Source organism: uncultured Alistipes sp. (assembly GCF_910580175.1).
Lineage (GTDB): Bacteria > Bacteroidota > Bacteroidia > Bacteroidales > Rikenellaceae > Alistipes.
The window spans coordinates 61,306-78,699 of the sequence record NZ_CAJTXD010000002.1 but is presented as its reverse complement, the minus strand read 5'-3'; the positions used below and the strand labels follow the sequence as shown (position 1 = coordinate 78,699).

Genomic DNA, 17,394 nt, shown 5'->3' with positions numbered 1-17,394 from the left:
CACGGCCCGATCGCACCTCGCAACCAAGCCAACGCCGAAATTCTGTAACAAATATAGTCGTTTTTTCGGAGAAAAAAACCGCACGAACGAACGAAAACGAGCGGATAATAGAAGATGGCCCGTGCCGCAGCGCGAAGCCATCTTCCGAAAACAGACCCGGAAACCGGGAAAATCGCTATCTCTCCTTCACGCAACGCACGCAGTAAGCATTACCGCGGGCATTGCCCTTCTTGGCCACATCGGGCTTCTTGCCCTTGACGATGATGTAACCGCTGTTGCTCTTGGTCTTGATGGGACAACTCTTCTGCGTCGAACCGTCGACACCGATATCCTGGAGGTTGCCGTTCGAACGGTTGTAGATACCCGAAGCAGGATAGAACGTGCGGTTGCCGTTGATGGTCACGAGCAGGCCCTTGTTCTTGTTGACCTCGACCCAACCCTCGCCGGCGCCGAACTCGGCTTCGGCCGGGAAGATCGACGTCTCGGAACCGGCCTTCCACCAAACGTCGTTGGGAGCGACCATGTAGCCCTCGGGGCACGGGTCGTAGACGCTCTTCTTGATGGTCGACGGATCGGGGTTGTCGAAGCCGGTCGGGTTGCCCCACAAAGCATCGTTGTAGACGATCATCCAGTCGTTGCCGATGTAGTTGCCCGACGATGACTTGCTCTTGTACTTGATGTAGGTCGTAGGATGGGCCACGGCATAAGCCACCGTACCGTTGGTGCTGTTGCTTGCCACGGCCGTTTCGAGCGACGTCTCGCCCGACTCCTTGTAGAGCTTGTGGGAAGCGGAAGCGCTGGCCGAAGCATCGCCGCTGGGGAACGGATCCTTGCGGCCCCACTGGTAGAGGAGGCTGTTGGCCTGGTAGGTGCCCGGCACGATCGACACGGCACCCAGGTTGCGATCCATGACGGTATACCCGTTGCCGTAATCGTGATCGGCGATGTCGGTTACCCAAATGTGGAACGACCACAAGATATTGCCCTTGGTATCGCGGATGGCGACCAGCGCATTGCCCTTTTCGCCCGAGAGCTTGGCCTTGATCGACTTCTTGCCGTTGGTCAGCTGCACGCCTGTGATGAAGTCCTTGGAGACGTCGTTCCAAAGCACCTCGGCCTTGGATGCGAGCGGCTGGGCAGCCTCATCGGCGGGCGGCAGCAACTCGCCCTTGTCGTTCTTGGTATAGGCGTAAGTCAGCGACTCGGAAGTATGCGGCGCACAATCGAACTCGACTTCGGTGCTGCCGGGCGCTACGACGATGCAGTTCGCCGAACCGTAGTAGGGCGTGAGCACCTTCCACTGCGGCTCGACAGCGACGGCCAACGCCTTGCCGCGCTCGATGTACTGGCCCTGCACCTTCAGGGGAAGCGTCTGCGTGACCTTCTCGTTGACGAGCTTGACGGTCAGGTCTTCGAGGAACCGCATGGGCGGCATGGCGCAGTAGACCTCGGCGCCGTTGAGGATGTTGATCGTGCCGTTGACTGTCAGTTTCTGCGTGGCATTGCCCAAGATGTAGGTTTCGTCCGTAGCGGCATCGACCTGCAAATCGCTGGTCAGCACATAAGCCTTGCAAGTGATCTCGACGCTGGAAATCTCCTTGAACGCCTCCTCGCCCGAAGGCGGGATGACGATTTTCAAAGCACCCACGGCGGGCTTGAAGACGATATGCGCCAACCCGGCATTGTCGGTAAGCGCATAGAGCGGGCAGGCAGCCTTGGAGAGACCGCCCTCACGGTAGGTCTGCGTCGAAGGGATGCCGAAACCGACTTTGGTGCCCTCGACCATGACGGCCTCCTGGGTGTGCACCACATACTGCTCGGCTCCGGGGATGTTGTGGAAACCGGCCTCGCCGGTAGGCAGGATCGGACAACGATAACCGTTGACGTAGAGGTTGTCGCCCGGCTCGGGAAGCGCGGGGTTCAACTCGCACTCGACCACCTCCCCGACGGTCATGGTCGTGGGTTTGGTAACGTATTCGATGTTCGTCTTTTCGCATCCCGCAAAGCCGACGAAAGCCAACGCCGCGGCGGCGCACGAAATTATCTGTTTTTTCATCGTTTTTTAAGCATTAGTTGTTGGCAATCTTGGCTTCCAGCTCGAAGAAGTAGTTTTCGACGTTGGAGTAGCCGTTCTCGGCGAGCTTGGCGGCGTCGGACGGATCGTTCTTGTCCAGACCGTGGGCATCCTCCCACTCGTCGGGCATGCCGTCGCCGTCGGTGTCGAGGGCGGGAGCGACCGTTACGGGCGTAGCGAAATCGTTCATCCATGCGTTGTAGACGCTCGTGCCATCGTCATAGCGGTACTGGGGCGCCTTGCGCTGGTCGCGCAGGATGGTACCCTTCGTGCCCAGCGACTTCAGCTCCTCAAGCATGAAGGCATCCACGCGGTCGCGGGCGGGCAGCGTAGGGCCTACGTTTTCGACGATCCACTCGTAGGCTTCGGCAGCCGTCATCATTTCCGGCAGAGCAGGATGCAGTCGTGCGGGAGCCGAAAGAAAGACGGGCTGAGCCGAGCAGTACTGATCCCAGTTCTCCTGCGTCAATTCGATACCGTTGAGCTGGCCGTCGAGATTGTCGTCGTAGAAGTTGCCCACGCAGTAGGTGTCGAAATCGCCGTCGCCGTCGCCGCCGATGAACGGAGGCGTGGGCGTCACCTGACGCAGGATCTCATAGTATTTGCCCGGGGTCGTTTCGCTCGCAATGTCGGGATTCTGAAGCATGGCTTCCCAGTCGTTGGGCCATTTGGCCTTGATGTCGTCGATGCCGAAGTTCTCCCACGTCCAGGCCGGACCCTTGATGAAGTAGTTGTTTTCGATCTGCGTGTCGGAGTGGCCCGCCGAGTCGCCGCCCATGTTGTAGGCGGCGCCGTTGCCCCAGTTGTAGACGACGTTGTTGACATACTGGTTCAGACCCTTGATCTTGAAATTGCGGGTCTTGTTGTCGATCAGCAAATTGCGGTAGATGGTCACACCCTCCTTGTCGCCGGTCTGAATCAGACCGCCGCACGAGTGGTTCATGCAGCCCTGGCCGATGATGCAGTTCTGGATAGTGATGTTCTGCGGACGCGTGCCCTTGTTGTCGGTATTGATCGAGAAGCACTCGTCGGTGCCCCACGTGAAGGAGCAATGGTCGTAGATCACATCCTTGCCGCTGGCCAGGCCCGCAGCGTCCATGTTGTCCTTGCTGTCGACCTGACGGCCGCAGCGCACGCGCATGTAGCGCACGATGACGTTCGAAGCGCCCGACGAAGAAACGCGGCCGTTGTAGATCACGATACCCGGAGCGGGTGCAGTCTGGAACAGCAGGGTCTGATTGCTCTTCAGCACGAGCGTTCCCTTGTTCAGATCGATGCGGCCGGCAACGTCGAAGACGATGATGCGGCCCGACTTGCTGACGGCGTCGGAGATGGAGCCGTCGCCAGTCAGATCGGTCGTAGTGACGTGGAAGACCTCGCCGCCGCGGCCGCCCGTGGCGAACCGCCCGAAACCTACGGCACCGGGGAACGCCAGCGTCTCGCCGTAGTCGGGGAACTGCCCTTCGGGTTCGACGACCCGGATTTCGGTCTTATCGTCGCCGCATCCTCCCCCTAAGGCGACGGTAAACAGCGCGCAGATAATATATGCAATATAACGTTTCATGGTTCTAAAACTCGATTATTCGTTTGTGATTTTAATGGGGAGCCTTCCGCGGAAGGCTCCCGCACATGCTTGCCGACGGCTTACTGGAGGTAGCCGGGGTGCTGGCTCAAGTTGGGGTTGTCTACGCGGGGATGCCCTGCCGACGCATCGGCCAGCGGCAGCAGCTCGCAGCAATTCTCCTTGAACCCGTAGTAGATGCCGTCCGAATTGTCATCGGTGTAGATCCACACGGGGTACTTGTCCTTGTTGAACTTCTTGCCGGTGGGCGACTCGGCGATGTTGACGCCCACGTGCACCTTGTTGGTGGTAAAGCCGACGGCCTTGCGGCAATTGTTGTTGAAGTCGGAAACCATACCCTCGAACATGTTGCAGGCATACCACTTGTCCTTCTCGTCCCACGCATAGCCGTGCGCCTCGACGATAGGCTTCAGAGCGGCCTGGTAAGCGGCTTTGCCCGGCTCGGTAAGAGTGGGTGCGACCGATACGACAGCCACTTCGGCGGGGTCGGTAATGTCGATGTGGTCGATGGCCAGCACCGAGTTGTCGGCCCACTTCTGGGGATCGGCCGTCAACTTGTAAAGCCGGTAAGTCGGCGTATTGGAATAGTCGCCTTCCTGGGCCGACAGCTGACGCATGGAAGTCTGGGTGGCGAGCACCTGCTTGGTAAGCTGGCCCATGCGGATGAGGTCGGTGCGCAGCCACAGCTCGCCGGCGAACTCCCATTTACGCTCCTGGGCGAGCGCCTCGGTAAAGCCCTCCATGTCGGACGGCACGGCCATGTCGCCGATGCCGGCACGGGCACGCACCTGCTGGAGCGCATCGATGGCGGCACCCGTAGGGCCATTGTTCAAGAAGTTCTGCGCCTCGGCATAACCCAGCAGCACATCGGCATAACGCAGGATGGGGATGTCCATGTTCATCTCCTTGGCGGCCGAGACCGACTGCACGCGCCACTGCTGGCGGAACTTGCCGAGCGTGATGCACGAGTAGGTCGTGCCGACCAGCACCACGTCTTCGAGGTTCTTGCCGGTCATGGAGTAGCTGCTATATGGCGTGCAAGTAACGTCGCGGCGCTGGTCTTTCTCGTCGAACGACAGATAATAGGTCGGCAGGACGATCTGCATGGCCTTCTCGGTGCCGTAGATGCCATAGCGGCAGCCGGGGTGGGCGTAGCGGTTGAAATCGGAGTTGGTGTTCTTGCCGTAGCAAGCCTGCTGCCACAACATTTCGAGGTTCGAAGTGGAGAACGAACGGCTGTCGTAACTGTACCACAAGTTCTGGTAGGCGGTCATCTTGCCCGACGGCTGCACCAGGCCGTTGCCGGCCATGCCCATGACTTTCTCGCAGGCGTCGCTGGCGATCTGGTAGAGTTCGCGCACGCGGTTCTCATCGCTGCGGCGCGCAACCTTCATGGTGGCGGGGTCGAGCGTCTGCAAATCCCAGCGGAGCGAGTAGCCGGCGGCGTAGAGCGCGATGCGGGCCAGCAAGGCGTAGGCGCCGTCGCGCGTCAGACGCTGCACCGAACCGCCGTAGGCTCCCTCGGCCTTGGCAGGCAGGCAATCGATCGAACCCAGCATGTCGGCGATCACATGATCGTAGATCTCGTCGCGCGAAGCACGATGGGGATAGAACGTCTCTTCGGCTTCGGGATCCATCGACTCCATGGGCTGCCATACGGCAGGCATGTCGCCGTAGATGCGGATGAGGTTGTAGTACATGAAAGCGCGGATGCAGTAGCACTCGGCCAGCAGGGCGTTGCGCTTGTCGCTCTCGGGCATCTTCGAGAGGCGGTCGATACCGATGTTGGTCGCCTCGATGATGCGGTAGGACTCCTTATAACTGGTGGTAAGGGTATAGGGCGACTTCGAGTCGTAGAAGAAGTTGCTCAACGCGTTCTTCGAACCGCCGGCGGCATCCTCCGAAGCGTGGATCACGCTGTCGCCCGAACCGAGCTGGTAATACATCTCCTTGGAAATCATGCCGCGGTAGCAACCCTCGACGTACATTTCGGCCGTCTCCTCGCTGGAGAAGATCTTCTCCGTGTTGGTCTCGTTGTAAGGCGGCATCTCCAACCAATCCGCACAAGAAGTCAGACCCGTCGTTGCGAGGGCCAAGGCGGAAAATATGATGAATGCTTTTTTCATAATGCTTGCTGTAAACTGTGATTAGAACGTCAGATTAAGACCTACAACATAACTTCTTGCACGCGGATAGGTCGAACTGTCGTAACCCGGCTTGATGACCACGTTGTCGTTGGACTCGGCGGCCGGAATCTCGGGGTCGATGCCCGAGTAGCCGGTAATGGTAGCCAGGTTGTTGACCGTGAAGTAGATGCGGGCCTTGTTGATGCGCGCCTTCTGCATCCACGAACGGGGGAACGTATAACCCACCGTCAACTGGGCGATGCGCAGGTAAGAACCGTCCTCGACGAAGTAGGACGACGGGTAGGTAATCTTGTCGCGGTTGGCCGACGAGAGGCTCCAGGTGCGGGCGCCCTCATCGGGGTTCAGCTCGCGCAGACGGGCCAGCGAAGCGGCACGATCGCCGGTCACGGGGTCGATCATACGGTAGAAGTTGGTGCCGAACTCGGTCAGCGGAGTCTCGAACGAAGCGTAGGGCGACATGCTGTGGCGGGTAGCGTTGTAGATGTCGTTGCCGATCGAGAACTTCATGAACACCGAGAGGTCGACGCCATAGAACGTAAAGGTGTTGTTGAAACCGCCCACGCACAGCGGCGCGCCGTTGCCGATCTTGGTCATCTTGCCGCGCGAGAAGACGGGGTTGCCGTTTTCGTCGTAGGAATCGGCGGCGAACTTCATGTCGCCCGGCTGCACGGTGCCCGTCGAGGGGCGCACCACGCCGTCGCGGACGATCAAGGTGCCGTTGGCCAGCTCGATGAAGTCGTCGGTGGTGTAGATGCCGTCGTACTTATAACCGTACATGTCGCCCAGACGCTGACCGACGGTAGCATAGTAGGTTACCGTACCCGAACGGTTGCTGCCCTGGCTGAAAGTCATCTCCTCCTGGTCGTCGTTCAGGCTGATGACTTTCGAACGGTTGAACGTGAGGTTCAGGTCGGAAGTCCAGCGGAAGTTCTTCTTCTGGATGTTGATCGTATTGAGGGTAACCTCCCAGCCGCGGTTGCGCATCTTGCCGACGTTGCGGTACTGCTGCTTGTAACCCGTGGCATCGGGAATCTTGCACTTGAGCAAGAGGTCGTTCGACTGGTTGTTGTACCACTCGGCCGTGATGTTGAGCCGGTTGTTGAACATCGAGAGTTCGAGGCCGACGTTCGACGTGATGACCGTTTCCCAGCGCAGTTTAGGGTTGCCCAGGGTCTCCTCGGGCAGGAACACGGGATGGTTCTCGTTGTCGAGCATCGGGTAGGACGACGGCTTGAGGCTGGTGCTGTAGCTGTATGAATCGATGCTGTTGTTACCGGTCGTACCGTAGCCCACGCGGAGCTTCAGACCGTTGATGACGTCGGCCACCTTGTGATCCTTCCAGAAATTCTCCTCCGAGATGCGCCATGCGGCCGACACGGCGGGAAAGACGCCCCACTTGTGACCGGTCATGAACTTCGATGAACCGTCGCCGCGCACCGTGGCGGTCAACAGATAACGGTCGTCGAACGAATAATTCACACGCGCAAAGAGCGACACCATGCCGCTGCGCGAATGGGAAGTCTTCTTCTCGGAAACCTCGGCGTTGCTGATGTCGTCGAGACCGAAGTTGGGATCGGGGAATTTCTTAAGCGACAGCGAATTGCCTTCGGACTCGCTGTAACGCGTCTCCTGGCCGAGCAGGATGCCCAGCTTGTGTTTTTCGTTGAACGTCTGGTTGTAGCTCAACGTATTGGTAATCTGGTAGGAATAAGACTCGCTGTTGCTGATGCTGCCCTTGATGCCCGTATTTTCGGGGTCGGTCAGATAGTCGGTCGAATTCTTATCGGAGAACGACTTGTTCTTGGAATTGTTCCACGAATAGCTGCCGGCCGTGCGCCAGGTAAAATATTTGAGGAAGTCGAACTCCAGACCTGCGTTGACGTTGAACGAACGGCTGCGTTTTACCGACTCGGTGGACAACGACTGCACGATGGGGTTCAGAGCGCCGAACGCATCGTCGTAGGCACGGTAGTCGAGGAGCGTCTGCTGGTTGAGCAGGTGATCCTCGGAGAACATCGTACCGCCATGCAGGGGCGACATCAGGACGTTGCGCAGACCGAGACCCGCGCCTTCCACTTTCTTGTTGTTGAAGCTCGTATTGAGGTCGAGACGCACGCCTTTCCACAACTCCGACTGCACCTTGGCGCGGATGGTATTCTTATAGGCGCCCTGGGCCACCGACAGACCGTCCTGGCCGTTGTAGTTGTAGCTCAACATGACCTGCGTCTTATCGGTGCCGGTCATGATGTTGACGTTGTGGCTCTGGGTCAGGGCGTAACCGCCGAAAACCTGCTCCTGCCAGTCGATGCCGCGGGCGTTGCCGTAACGCTGGGCGATGCGCGAATAGACGCCGGGGCCGAACTCGGGGCTGTCGGCGGCCAGTCCGTCATCGAAGACGGCGGCATAGCTGGGCCGCTTGTTGTTCAAGGCCATCAACTCGTACTGGTACTTGACGTAATCTTCGACGTCGGAAACCATGTCGATGCTGTTGGCCAGCGTGTCGAACGAGAAATAGGTGTTGTACGAGACCTGGGTCTTGCCCTTCTGGGCGGACTTGGTGGTAATGAGGATGATACCGTTCGAACCGCGCGAACCGTAGATGGCGGTTGCCGACGCGTCCTTGAGCACGTCGATGGTCTCGATGTCGTTGATGTCGACGTTCTCCAGGGCGTCGCCCATTTCGAAACCGTCGACGATGTAAAGGGGCTTGGTCGAACCCGTGATGGAGGAACCGCCACGGATCGAAATCTGCGACGAAGCGCCCGGGGCGCCGCTGGTGGAGATGATGTTCACACCGGCCGCCTTGCCCTGCAAGGCCTGCGCGGCGGTCATGACCGGAACGGCGGCCAGTTCCTGACCCGAAACGGAGACCGTAGAACCGGTTACGTCCTTACGCTTGACCTTGGCGTAACCGATGGCCACGACCTCCTCCATCATCACGGAGGAGTCTTTCAGCGAAAAGTCATAGACGTTTCTCCCCCCCCCGATAGAAATCGTTTGCTGTTCATAACCAATGAATTGCGCCGAGATAGCGCGTGCATTGGCAGGGATACTCAACGAGTAGCGGCCGTTGGCATCGGTCGTCGTACCGGCCAGCGGGACATTGACCTTCTGGCCGTCCGTGGCGAATACCGTAGCACCGACGACCGGCAGATTGTCAGGCCCGACGACCGTACCCGTGACGGTACGGTTCTGAGCCGACACGACCGTCGCCGCCATGCAGAACAATGCGGTCAAAGCCAGCATTGCGACACGTTGTAGAGATGCTCTCATAAATTTTTAGTTTAGATTAGTGTTCGGTTCGTTCCATACGGAGTCCCCTCCGCATTTTACAATATCAAAATTAGTTCATTACACACACTCCGCACGTGGCGGATTTGATGTTTCGCATATACGAAATGATAATTTTGGGTTACAGTGCCGGATCCGGCACTCCTGCACCCTATTTGCGTCCGTAATTGCGGTAGGCCGTGGGAGTACACCCGGCGTGCTTCTTGAAGATCGAGAAGAAGTGTTCGGTGGACTTGTAGCCCAGCGAATAGGCGATTTCCTTGACCGAACAGGAGGTATCGGAGAGCAGCCGCTGCGCCCGGCGCAGCTTGAGCTGCTGGAAATATTTGGCCGGCGAAAGCCCCGTATAGTCCTTGAATGTCTTGCGGAACCACGAATAAGAAAGATTCAACTGCGAAGCCAGCATGCAGAGATCGATCTCCTCGTTGATCTTCTCGTCCATGATGATCTTGGCCCGCTCGACCGCCTGCTCCAGCAGGCTGGCCCCCGGCCCGGTGCGATTGCGGATCATGTAGCAGACCAGGCCGAGCATGTGCCAGACGATGCCCGTCAGCAGCGCCTGCGCCCCGGTCTTGTTCTCGGAAGCGATCTCCAGCGCCCGCATGTAGAGCTGCGTCAACTCGTTGTTCAGCCCGATCTCCCAAAGCTGCGCCCCCTTGTCGAGACCCAGCTGGCGGATCAGCCGGTCGAACATAGCCCCCTCGAATCCGATGTAATACTCCATCCATCCGGTAGCCGGATGAGGATAATAAGAATGCAGCTCGCCGGGGCGCAAGAGAATCAACGTACCTTTATTGACCGGCACCTCCTCGGACGATCCGGCGGCCGAACGGAACGAACCTTTGCCCTGCGTGATGTAGAGCAGCTGGTATTCGTGGAGCACACGCCCCTTCTCCGTGTCGAAAAAGTAATCGGCCGGATGCACGCGGAGCGGATACCCGTCGTTGGGGATGATGTCTTGCGATCCGACCGCATTGACCACGGCGCTGATCTTGCGGTCGTGGTCGTTGGCGATCAGATATTTGAATACGGCGGCCGATCGGCGCGAGGGCGTCTCTTCATTCATGGTCTCGGTCGGATTGGTTTGCACTGCGGGTCGGAACGGCGGATCAGAGATTGAAGGCCCGTTGGAGTTCGTCCATCTGCTCCTGGGTGGTTCCGGTCGGGACGAACCCCATGGCCCGGGCTGTCTGGTAGATCTGGGCCGCTTTGGAGAGGACGTCCACCTGGTCGAAAGCCTCGATGATGTCGGGGCCTACGGCACAGACGCCGTGCTTCTCCCACATCACCACGTCGTAGTCCTTCAATGCTTCGACGGTCGCCCGGGCCAGCTTTACCGACGAGGGCATTTCGTAAGGCACGATGCCCAGCCCCTTGGGGCAGAAGGCGCGCGTCTCGGGGATCATGCTCCACAGCAACTTGGTCAGCACGTCCTTTGCGAGGAATGCCGGGTTGTGGGTCATGGCCACCAGGTCGATGGGATGGGTGTGCAGGGCGGCCTTGTAGCCATTGCCCGTGGCGATCATCTGCTCGTGCATGGCCAGATGCGAGGCCAACTCGGACGTAGGTTTCACAGGAGCGTCGGCGATGATTTCGTAGGAAGCGCCGTCGTCGAGGATGCGGATGACCGCGCCGTTCTCCATGGGCCGGCGCGCCAAGTCGCGCATGCGGCGGTTGGTGCCCTTGCAGAAGAAGTAACACCCCTTGAGTCGGGGCAGCTCGGTGCCGATCGGATAGCGTTCGGAAATGGCCGGCAGGGCGCGGATCGCCTCGTCGGCATGCTCCGTGACGTTCACGGTAATGTTGCCGCCGTTGCGCTCGGCCCACCCCTTCTGCCAGAGGTATCCGGCCACTTCGGCGACCTTTTCGATCTCGGCCCGGAGCGCCGGGCGGTTTTCAAGTACGGATTTCATAGTCAGAACAGATTGGGGAATACCAAAGAGAAAATCAAGATGGCGAGACCTGCGGCCAACACCGCGAACGTCTTGCGCGAAGCGCCTTTCCACTCCTTGAGCAGAATGCCCCAGACGTTGGAGAAAGTGACGTTCAGCGCCATGAGGATGCACCAAGCGAAAGCGGCCACGACGGAACCCGCATCGAAGAAACTCCGCCCGATGGCCAGCCCGAAGAACTGCGAGTACCACAATCCGCCGGCCAGAGCGCAGAAAAGCAGGTTGTTGGCCCAGAGTTCGGTGCGGGCATAATCGCCGAAAGTACGGTTTTTCGCATTCTGATAGAGACAATAGACCGCATTGGTCACAAAACCGCCCAAGGTAACCATCCAGGTAGCGGGAAGCGCAGCAAAAAGCGGATTCATCTCCGGAAGCTGCAACGAACGCCCGGCTTCGAGACCCAAGTTGAAGCAGGCGCTCATCACACCGGCCAACAAAGCGACGGCAAGCCCTTTCGTGAGGGCGAAATCCTTCACAGCGGCGCGTTTCTCGTCGGACGACATGCTCCGGGCGCGCAACGATCCGGCATAACCGATCACGGCGATGCCGGCCAACGTGACGGCGACCCCCGCCAAGAGGATCAACCCGGGGCCGCGGAACAAATCCGCACCGCCGAAGATCGCGGGGAACAACGTACCGAACGCGGCGCAGGTGCCCAACGAAATGGACTGCCCGAGGGCCACGCCCAAGTAACGCATCGAGAGACCGAACGTCAGACCGCCCACGCCCCACAGCACGCCGTAGCCGGCAGCCTTGAAAGCGGCGGCCGGATCGGCGCCGATTACCCCGGCGAGCGAACCGCCTGCGGGCACGGCCAGCAAGGCCCCCAGCAACGGAAAGACGAGCCAGGCGAAGAGACCCTGCGAGAGCCAGAAGCTCTCCCAGCTCCACTCCCTGACCTTTTTGATGGGCACGTAGGAACTCGACTGACAAAACGAACCTACGGCGATGATCAAAAGACCGAACAACGTATTCATAAGCCTAAGTATCAGAATGCCGTACGATACAACTCTTCAATATCTGCGACCGCCGCGGGCCGGGGATTGCCGCCCGTGCAAACGTCGTTGAACGCCGCCGCGGCCAGCGCGGGGATATCCTCCTCACGGACGCCGATTTCATGCAGCCGCTGCGGAATGCCGATGCTCAACGAGAGCTTGCGAACGGCTTCGATGGCAGCAGCCACGCCCTCGTCGACGCTCATGCCGGAGACATCGACGCCCATGGCCCGGGCGATATCGATGAACTTGGCCCGCGCGGGCGACTCGGCGTTGTACTCCATGACATAGGGCAGCAACAGGGCGTTGGCCACGCCGTGCGGCGTATCGTAGAATGCCCCCAGCGGATGCGCCATGGAGTGGACGATACCCAGCCCGACGTTGGAGAAGCCCATGCCGGCGATATACTGCGCCTCGGCCATGCCGTTGCGGGCGACCGGATCGCTGCCGTTGTCGACGGCGTTTTTCAAATGCTCGGCGATCAACCCGATGGCTTTCAGCTCGAACATGTCGCTCATCGTCCACGCCCCGGGCGTGATGTAGGCCTCGATGGCGTGCGTCAACGCGTCCATGCCGGTGGCGGCCGTCAGCCCCTTAGGCATGGACATCATCAACTCGCAGTCGATCACGGCGCACATCGGAATGTCGTTGGGATCGACGCAAACCATCTTCTTACGGTTCTCCTCGTCGGTAATGACATAGTTGATCGTTACCTCGGCCGCCGTACCCGCCGTGGTCGGCACGGCGAACGTCGGCACGGCGCGATGTTTCGTCGGGGCTACGCCCTCCAGCGAACGCACGTCGGCGAACTCGGGATTGTTGACGATGATCCCCACGGCCTTGGCCGTGTCGATCGACGAACCGCCGCCCAGCGCCACCATGCAGTCGGCGCCCGAAGCCTTGAACGCCTCGACGCCCTGCTGCACGTTGCGGATGGTGGGATTGGCCTTGATCTCGCTATAAATCTCGTAGGGAATGCCCGCGCCGCGGAGCACCTCCTCGATCTTGGCAGCGACGCCGAACTTGATGAGGTCTTTGTCGGTAACGAGCAATGCTTTCTTGAAACCGCGCTTCTTGATCTCGTCGGCGATTACCGACCGGCAGCCGGCACCATAATAGGATGTCTCATTCAATACGATGCGATACATGGCTCAGGCGCGTTTGGAAGTGACCTCCTTTTCGTACTGCTGCACCCCGGCGATGAATTCTTCGCCCACGGGCACATCGTTCTTCAGGCAGAACATGTCCCACACGGCATTCCAAGGCAGCGACTTAGCCTCCTCCAGGAGTGCCAGACGCTCGAAACCCTGGTCATTGGCCTCGTATTCGCGCAACTTGGCCAGCGGCTCCAGAAGCGCCTGGATCAAGCACTTCTGCGTAGCGCGCGAACCGACGACATAAGCGCCGATGCGGTTGATCGAAGCATCGAAATAATCCAACCCGATATGCACCTTGCCGAGGGCGTCGCACCGCACGATCTCCTTGCACAATTCGAGCGTCTCGTCGTTGATGATGGTCACGTGGTCGGAGTCCCAACGCACCGGACGCGACACATGAAGCATGACCTCGGGCGTAAAGAGCAGCAGCGACGAAATCTTGTCGGCAACGCTCTCCGTAGGGTGGAAATGCCCCGTGTCGAGGGTAACCATCTTGCCGCGGCTGGCGCCGTAGCCGATGTAAAAGTCGTTCGAACCGACGGTGTAGCTCTCCAGACCGATGCCGAAGACCTTCGACTCGATGCAATCCTTCATATGGCGGTATTCGACGGCGAAAATGCGGTCGAGCGAATCCTTCAGCAACTCGCGGTAGAGCATGCGGTTGACGGTCATGTCCTTCGAACCGTCGTGCACCCACACATTCATGATCGAGGGGTCGCCCTGCGCCTTACCCATCTCCTCGGCTACGGCGCGGCAGCGCATGGTGTGCTCGATCCAGAACTCCCGGATCGCCGGATCGGGATTGGAGAGCGAAAGACTGCCGGAAAGCGGATGGGAGAACGACGTGGAGTTGAAGTCGAGCTTCATACCCTGCTCGGCGGCCCACTGGATCCAGCCGGCGAAGTGCTCGGGGCCGACCTGGTTGCGGTCGACGCTCTTGCCGCCGAACTCGCCGTAGATTTCGTGCAGGTTCAGACGATGGGTGCCGGGAATGAAACTTTTGGCCTTGACGATATCGGCCCGCAATTCGTCGATGTTACGCGCCCGGCCAGGGTAGTTGCCCGTAGCCTGGATGCCGCCCGAAAGGCTGCCGCCCCGGCACTCGAAGCCGACCACATCGTCGGCCTGCCAGCAATGCAGCGAAAGGGAGACTTGCTGCAAGGTATTCAACACGGCATCGGTATCGACACCCACGGCGGCGTAACGCTCCTTGGCGATGGCGTAGGCCTGCTCTACTAACTGTTGTTTCATATGGAATGGATTTTAAGTTTTTGCTGCGGTTCGAAAATTCGGGTCTCGACGCTCTGCATGACGCATTGACGCATCTGGGAGAGCGACCCGACCAATCCTGCGGCGCGGGCCTGCACCAGCACGTTGCCCAAAGCCGTGGCCTCGGACGGCCCGGCGATGACGGGCACGCCGCAAGCCTGGGCCGTCAAACGGTTCAAGAACTCGTTCTGGGCGCCGCCGCCGATGACGTGCAAGGCAGAGACGGAGAAGCCGCAAGCCTGCTGCAACTCCTCCAACACCCGGGCGTAACGCGCGGCGAGCGACTCGAAGATCAGCCGCATGAGGGCCGCATCGTCCTGGGGGACGGGCACTCCGTGGGCCGCGCAGTAGGTGCGGATGGCCTTAGGCATGTCGGTGGGTGCTGCGAACTCGGGAGCGTCGGGGTCGATGAGGCCCTCGGCGGGAGCTGCGGCCTGCACGGCCTGCATGATCTGGGCATAGGAATAGGATTTCCCTTCCTTGGTCCAGGCCTCGCGACACTGCTCCAGCAACCACATACCGGTAATGTTCTTCAAGAAACGGACGCTGCCGTCGACACCGCCTTCATTCGTAAAATTGAGGTTGCAAGACAACTCGTTGATGACAGGCTGCTCCAACTCGGCGCCCAACAAAGACCAAGTGCCGGACGAAAGATAGGCGAAATGCTTGTCCGAAGCGGGCACGGCTGCGACGGCCGATGCGGTATCATGGCCTGCGACGGCGACAACGGGAATCTGCCCCAGACCGGTGGCCTGCCCGATGGCCCGGCTAAGCAATCCGACCCGCTCCCCGGGCATGACGACCGGCGAAAACAAGGCGGGAGAGATCCCCACGGCCTGCAACAAAGCGGCATCGGGCTGACGGGAGAACGCATTCATGCACTGCGATGTGGAAAAGACGGTATACTCGGTTACCATCTCGCCGGTAAGCATATAGGCGAGCGCATCGGGTATAAAGAGAATGCGCTGTGCGGTCTCCAGCGCAGAACACCCCTCCTTCTGAAGGGCGAAAAGCTGGAACAACGAGTTGAACGACAGAAACTGGATGCCCGTGCGGTCGTAGACCTCCCGGCGCGGCATCTTCGCCGCGAAGAACTCCTCCTGAACGCCCTCGGTAAAGGGATCGCGGTAAGCCCGCGGCAACCCGGCGATGGAGCCGTCCCGGGCGACGAACGCCATGTCGACGCCCCACGTATCGATACCGATCGAGACGATAGGCACCTGACGGCCGGCAGCGATGGTAAAACCGGCGATCAGCTCCTGATAGAGCGAAAAGATATTCCAGCAATAACGGTCGCCCACCCGCACCAATGGAGTAGGGAAACGGTGCAACGGCTCCAAGGAGACCTTGCCGCCATCGAAGCAGCCCAGCATGACCCGGCCGCTGGTGGCGCCCAGATCGACGGAGAGAAAATACAAAGCAGACATGGCCCGGAACTATTCGACATCTACACCCTGGCAATGCTCGACCGAGAGCGGCTTCTCCGACGCGGCGACATCGAACCCGCGAAGCGTCCAGTCGCAGGCCCAGGCGATCGACCCGCCGTTGCGGCCCTGGAACGAGACGTTCTCGAACGTAAATCCGTCGATGGTCGAACTCTCGATACCCCCGACCTTGATGCAGGTTGCGGCATCCGTAGCCCGAACGTTGCGGAAATGCACGTCGCGGAACTTGGGCGTACCCCGCTCGGGATCGACCGGTGCGAGCATCTTCAGCCAATGCTCGGGCAGCTCCTTGCCCTCGAACTCGGCAGGCAGACGCGAAGTGCTGTAAGCGGGGTTCCAATTGAGATCGACGACGAACGGATCGCGCACGCCGCGCATCTCGACATTGCCGAGCCAGATGTCCTCGATCGTACCGCCGCGCTGGCAGGTCGACTTGAAGCGCAGACCGTATTTGGTGCCGATGCCCGTCATGTTGTAAGCCGCGATGTGGCGGATCGACCCCGAGGTCTCGCTGCCGCACGTAAAGAGACCGTCGCCGTGGCCGGCCACGCAGTTGCGGATGACCACATATTCGCACGGACGTCCGACACGCAGGCCGTCGCTGTCGCGGCCGGCCTTGAGGCAGAAGTTGTCGTCGTTGCAGTTGATCTGGCTGTTCTCGACGAGAATATGGTGCGACGAGTCGATGTCCACGCCGTCGGTCGACGGGCCGCGTCCCTCGATGTTGTTCGAAATGATGACGTTATCGACGGTCACATACTCCGAATAAAGGATGTGGAGCGACCAGAATCCGGGTTGGTAGAGCACGATGTCGCGCACCGTGATGTCGCTGCACTCGGAGATCAGGATGCCGCGCGGACGCTCGCAGTCGTAGTCGACGATCCAGCGCAGACCTTTGGGGTTGTATTCGCGGCGCATAGCCCAATACTTGTCCCAGAACACCTTGCCGCGCGCGTTGATGGTGCCCTGGCCCGTGATGGCGGAGTTGGAGCAATTCATCACGTTGATAAGCGCCGCCGGCCACTCCATCTCGACGCCCGCCACGCGGGTCTCGATACGGCGGTAATCGGCGATGTCCTGGCTGCCGATCAAAGTCGTGCCGCGCGGAATCTCGAACTCGATGTTGTCGCCGTCGATGAAGAGCGACCCGATCAGGTAGATGCCCGGCTCGAAAGTTACCTTGCCGCCGCCGTTGGCCTTGCAAGCCTCGATGGCGGCCTGCACGGCCTGCGTGGCGTCGGTCATGGCATCGCCCACGGCACCGTAGGCATTGGCGCAAAAGACCTTTTCGGAACGCGGAAAGCTGCGCGCCCCGACCTCGGCGATCCACTCCAGCTCGGGGAAAGGATTGTCTGCCGAAACGTTGCGGTTGCAATCGACTGTAAAAAATGACATCGCACAAAGAGCGAGCAAACGAAGAATTCGATTCATAAAATTCGGGTTAGTGCTTGGTGTATATTCTTAAAATTTATCAAAGGTAAA

11 protein-coding genes are annotated in these 17,394 nt (G+C 59.8%); all 11 read right to left on the bottom strand.

Features of this window, described 5'->3' with window-relative positions:
* Positions 1-175: 175 nt before the first annotated feature.
* A complete protein-coding gene (locus QZ298_RS02710; protein WP_296005199.1) occupies positions 176-2,056 on the bottom strand; it encodes a hypothetical protein in 1,881 nt (626 codons plus the stop codon).
* Positions 2,057-2,069: 13 nt separating this feature from the next.
* Positions 2,070-3,638 carry a pectate lyase gene (locus QZ298_RS02705; RefSeq protein WP_296005198.1) on the bottom strand — a complete coding sequence of 523 codons (1,569 nt, stop codon included), beginning with the start codon at positions 3,636-3,638 and terminating at the stop codon, positions 2,070-2,072.
* Between the two features lie 80 nt (positions 3,639-3,718).
* On the bottom strand, positions 3,719-5,782 hold the full coding sequence (locus QZ298_RS02700) for a RagB/SusD family nutrient uptake outer membrane protein (RefSeq protein ID WP_296005197.1): 2,064 nt from the start codon (positions 5,780-5,782) through the stop codon (positions 3,719-3,721).
* A gap of 21 nt (positions 5,783-5,803) precedes the next feature.
* Positions 5,804-9,076, bottom strand: coding sequence for a TonB-dependent receptor (locus tag QZ298_RS02695; RefSeq protein WP_296005196.1), 3,273 nt, complete (start codon positions 9,074-9,076; stop codon positions 5,804-5,806).
* Between the two features lie 169 nt (positions 9,077-9,245).
* Positions 9,246-10,160, bottom strand: coding sequence for an AraC family transcriptional regulator (locus QZ298_RS02690; protein ID WP_296005195.1), 915 nt, complete (start codon positions 10,158-10,160; stop codon positions 9,246-9,248).
* Positions 10,161-10,203: 43 nt separating this feature from the next.
* Complete coding sequence (rhaD, locus tag QZ298_RS02685; RefSeq protein ID WP_296005194.1) at positions 10,204-11,007, bottom strand: rhamnulose-1-phosphate aldolase; 804 nt, start codon at positions 11,005-11,007, stop codon at positions 10,204-10,206.
* A 2-nt stretch (positions 11,008-11,009) separates the two neighbouring features.
* The gene (rhaT, locus tag QZ298_RS02680) at positions 11,010-12,023 is read right to left on the bottom strand and encodes an L-rhamnose/proton symporter RhaT (protein ID WP_296005193.1); all 1,014 of its coding nucleotides are present in this window, start codon (positions 12,021-12,023) and stop codon (positions 11,010-11,012) included.
* 11 nt (positions 12,024-12,034) lie between these two features.
* Positions 12,035-13,189 (bottom strand): lactaldehyde reductase, encoded by a 1,155-nt coding sequence (gene fucO, locus QZ298_RS02675; RefSeq protein WP_296005192.1) that lies wholly within the window; start codon positions 13,187-13,189, stop codon positions 12,035-12,037.
* A gap of 3 nt (positions 13,190-13,192) precedes the next feature.
* A complete protein-coding gene (locus QZ298_RS02670; protein WP_296005191.1) occupies positions 13,193-14,449 on the bottom strand; it encodes an L-rhamnose isomerase in 1,257 nt (418 codons plus the stop codon).
* Positions 14,446-15,894 (bottom strand): rhamnulokinase family protein, encoded by a 1,449-nt coding sequence (locus tag QZ298_RS02665; protein ID WP_296005190.1) that lies wholly within the window; start codon positions 15,892-15,894, stop codon positions 14,446-14,448. The genes QZ298_RS02670 and QZ298_RS02665 overlap by 4 nt, the downstream gene beginning before the upstream one ends.
* A 9-nt stretch (positions 15,895-15,903) precedes the next feature.
* A complete protein-coding gene (locus QZ298_RS02660; protein WP_296005189.1) occupies positions 15,904-17,343 on the bottom strand; it encodes a glycosyl hydrolase family 28 protein in 1,440 nt (479 codons plus the stop codon).
* Positions 17,344-17,394: the final 51 nt, after the last annotated feature.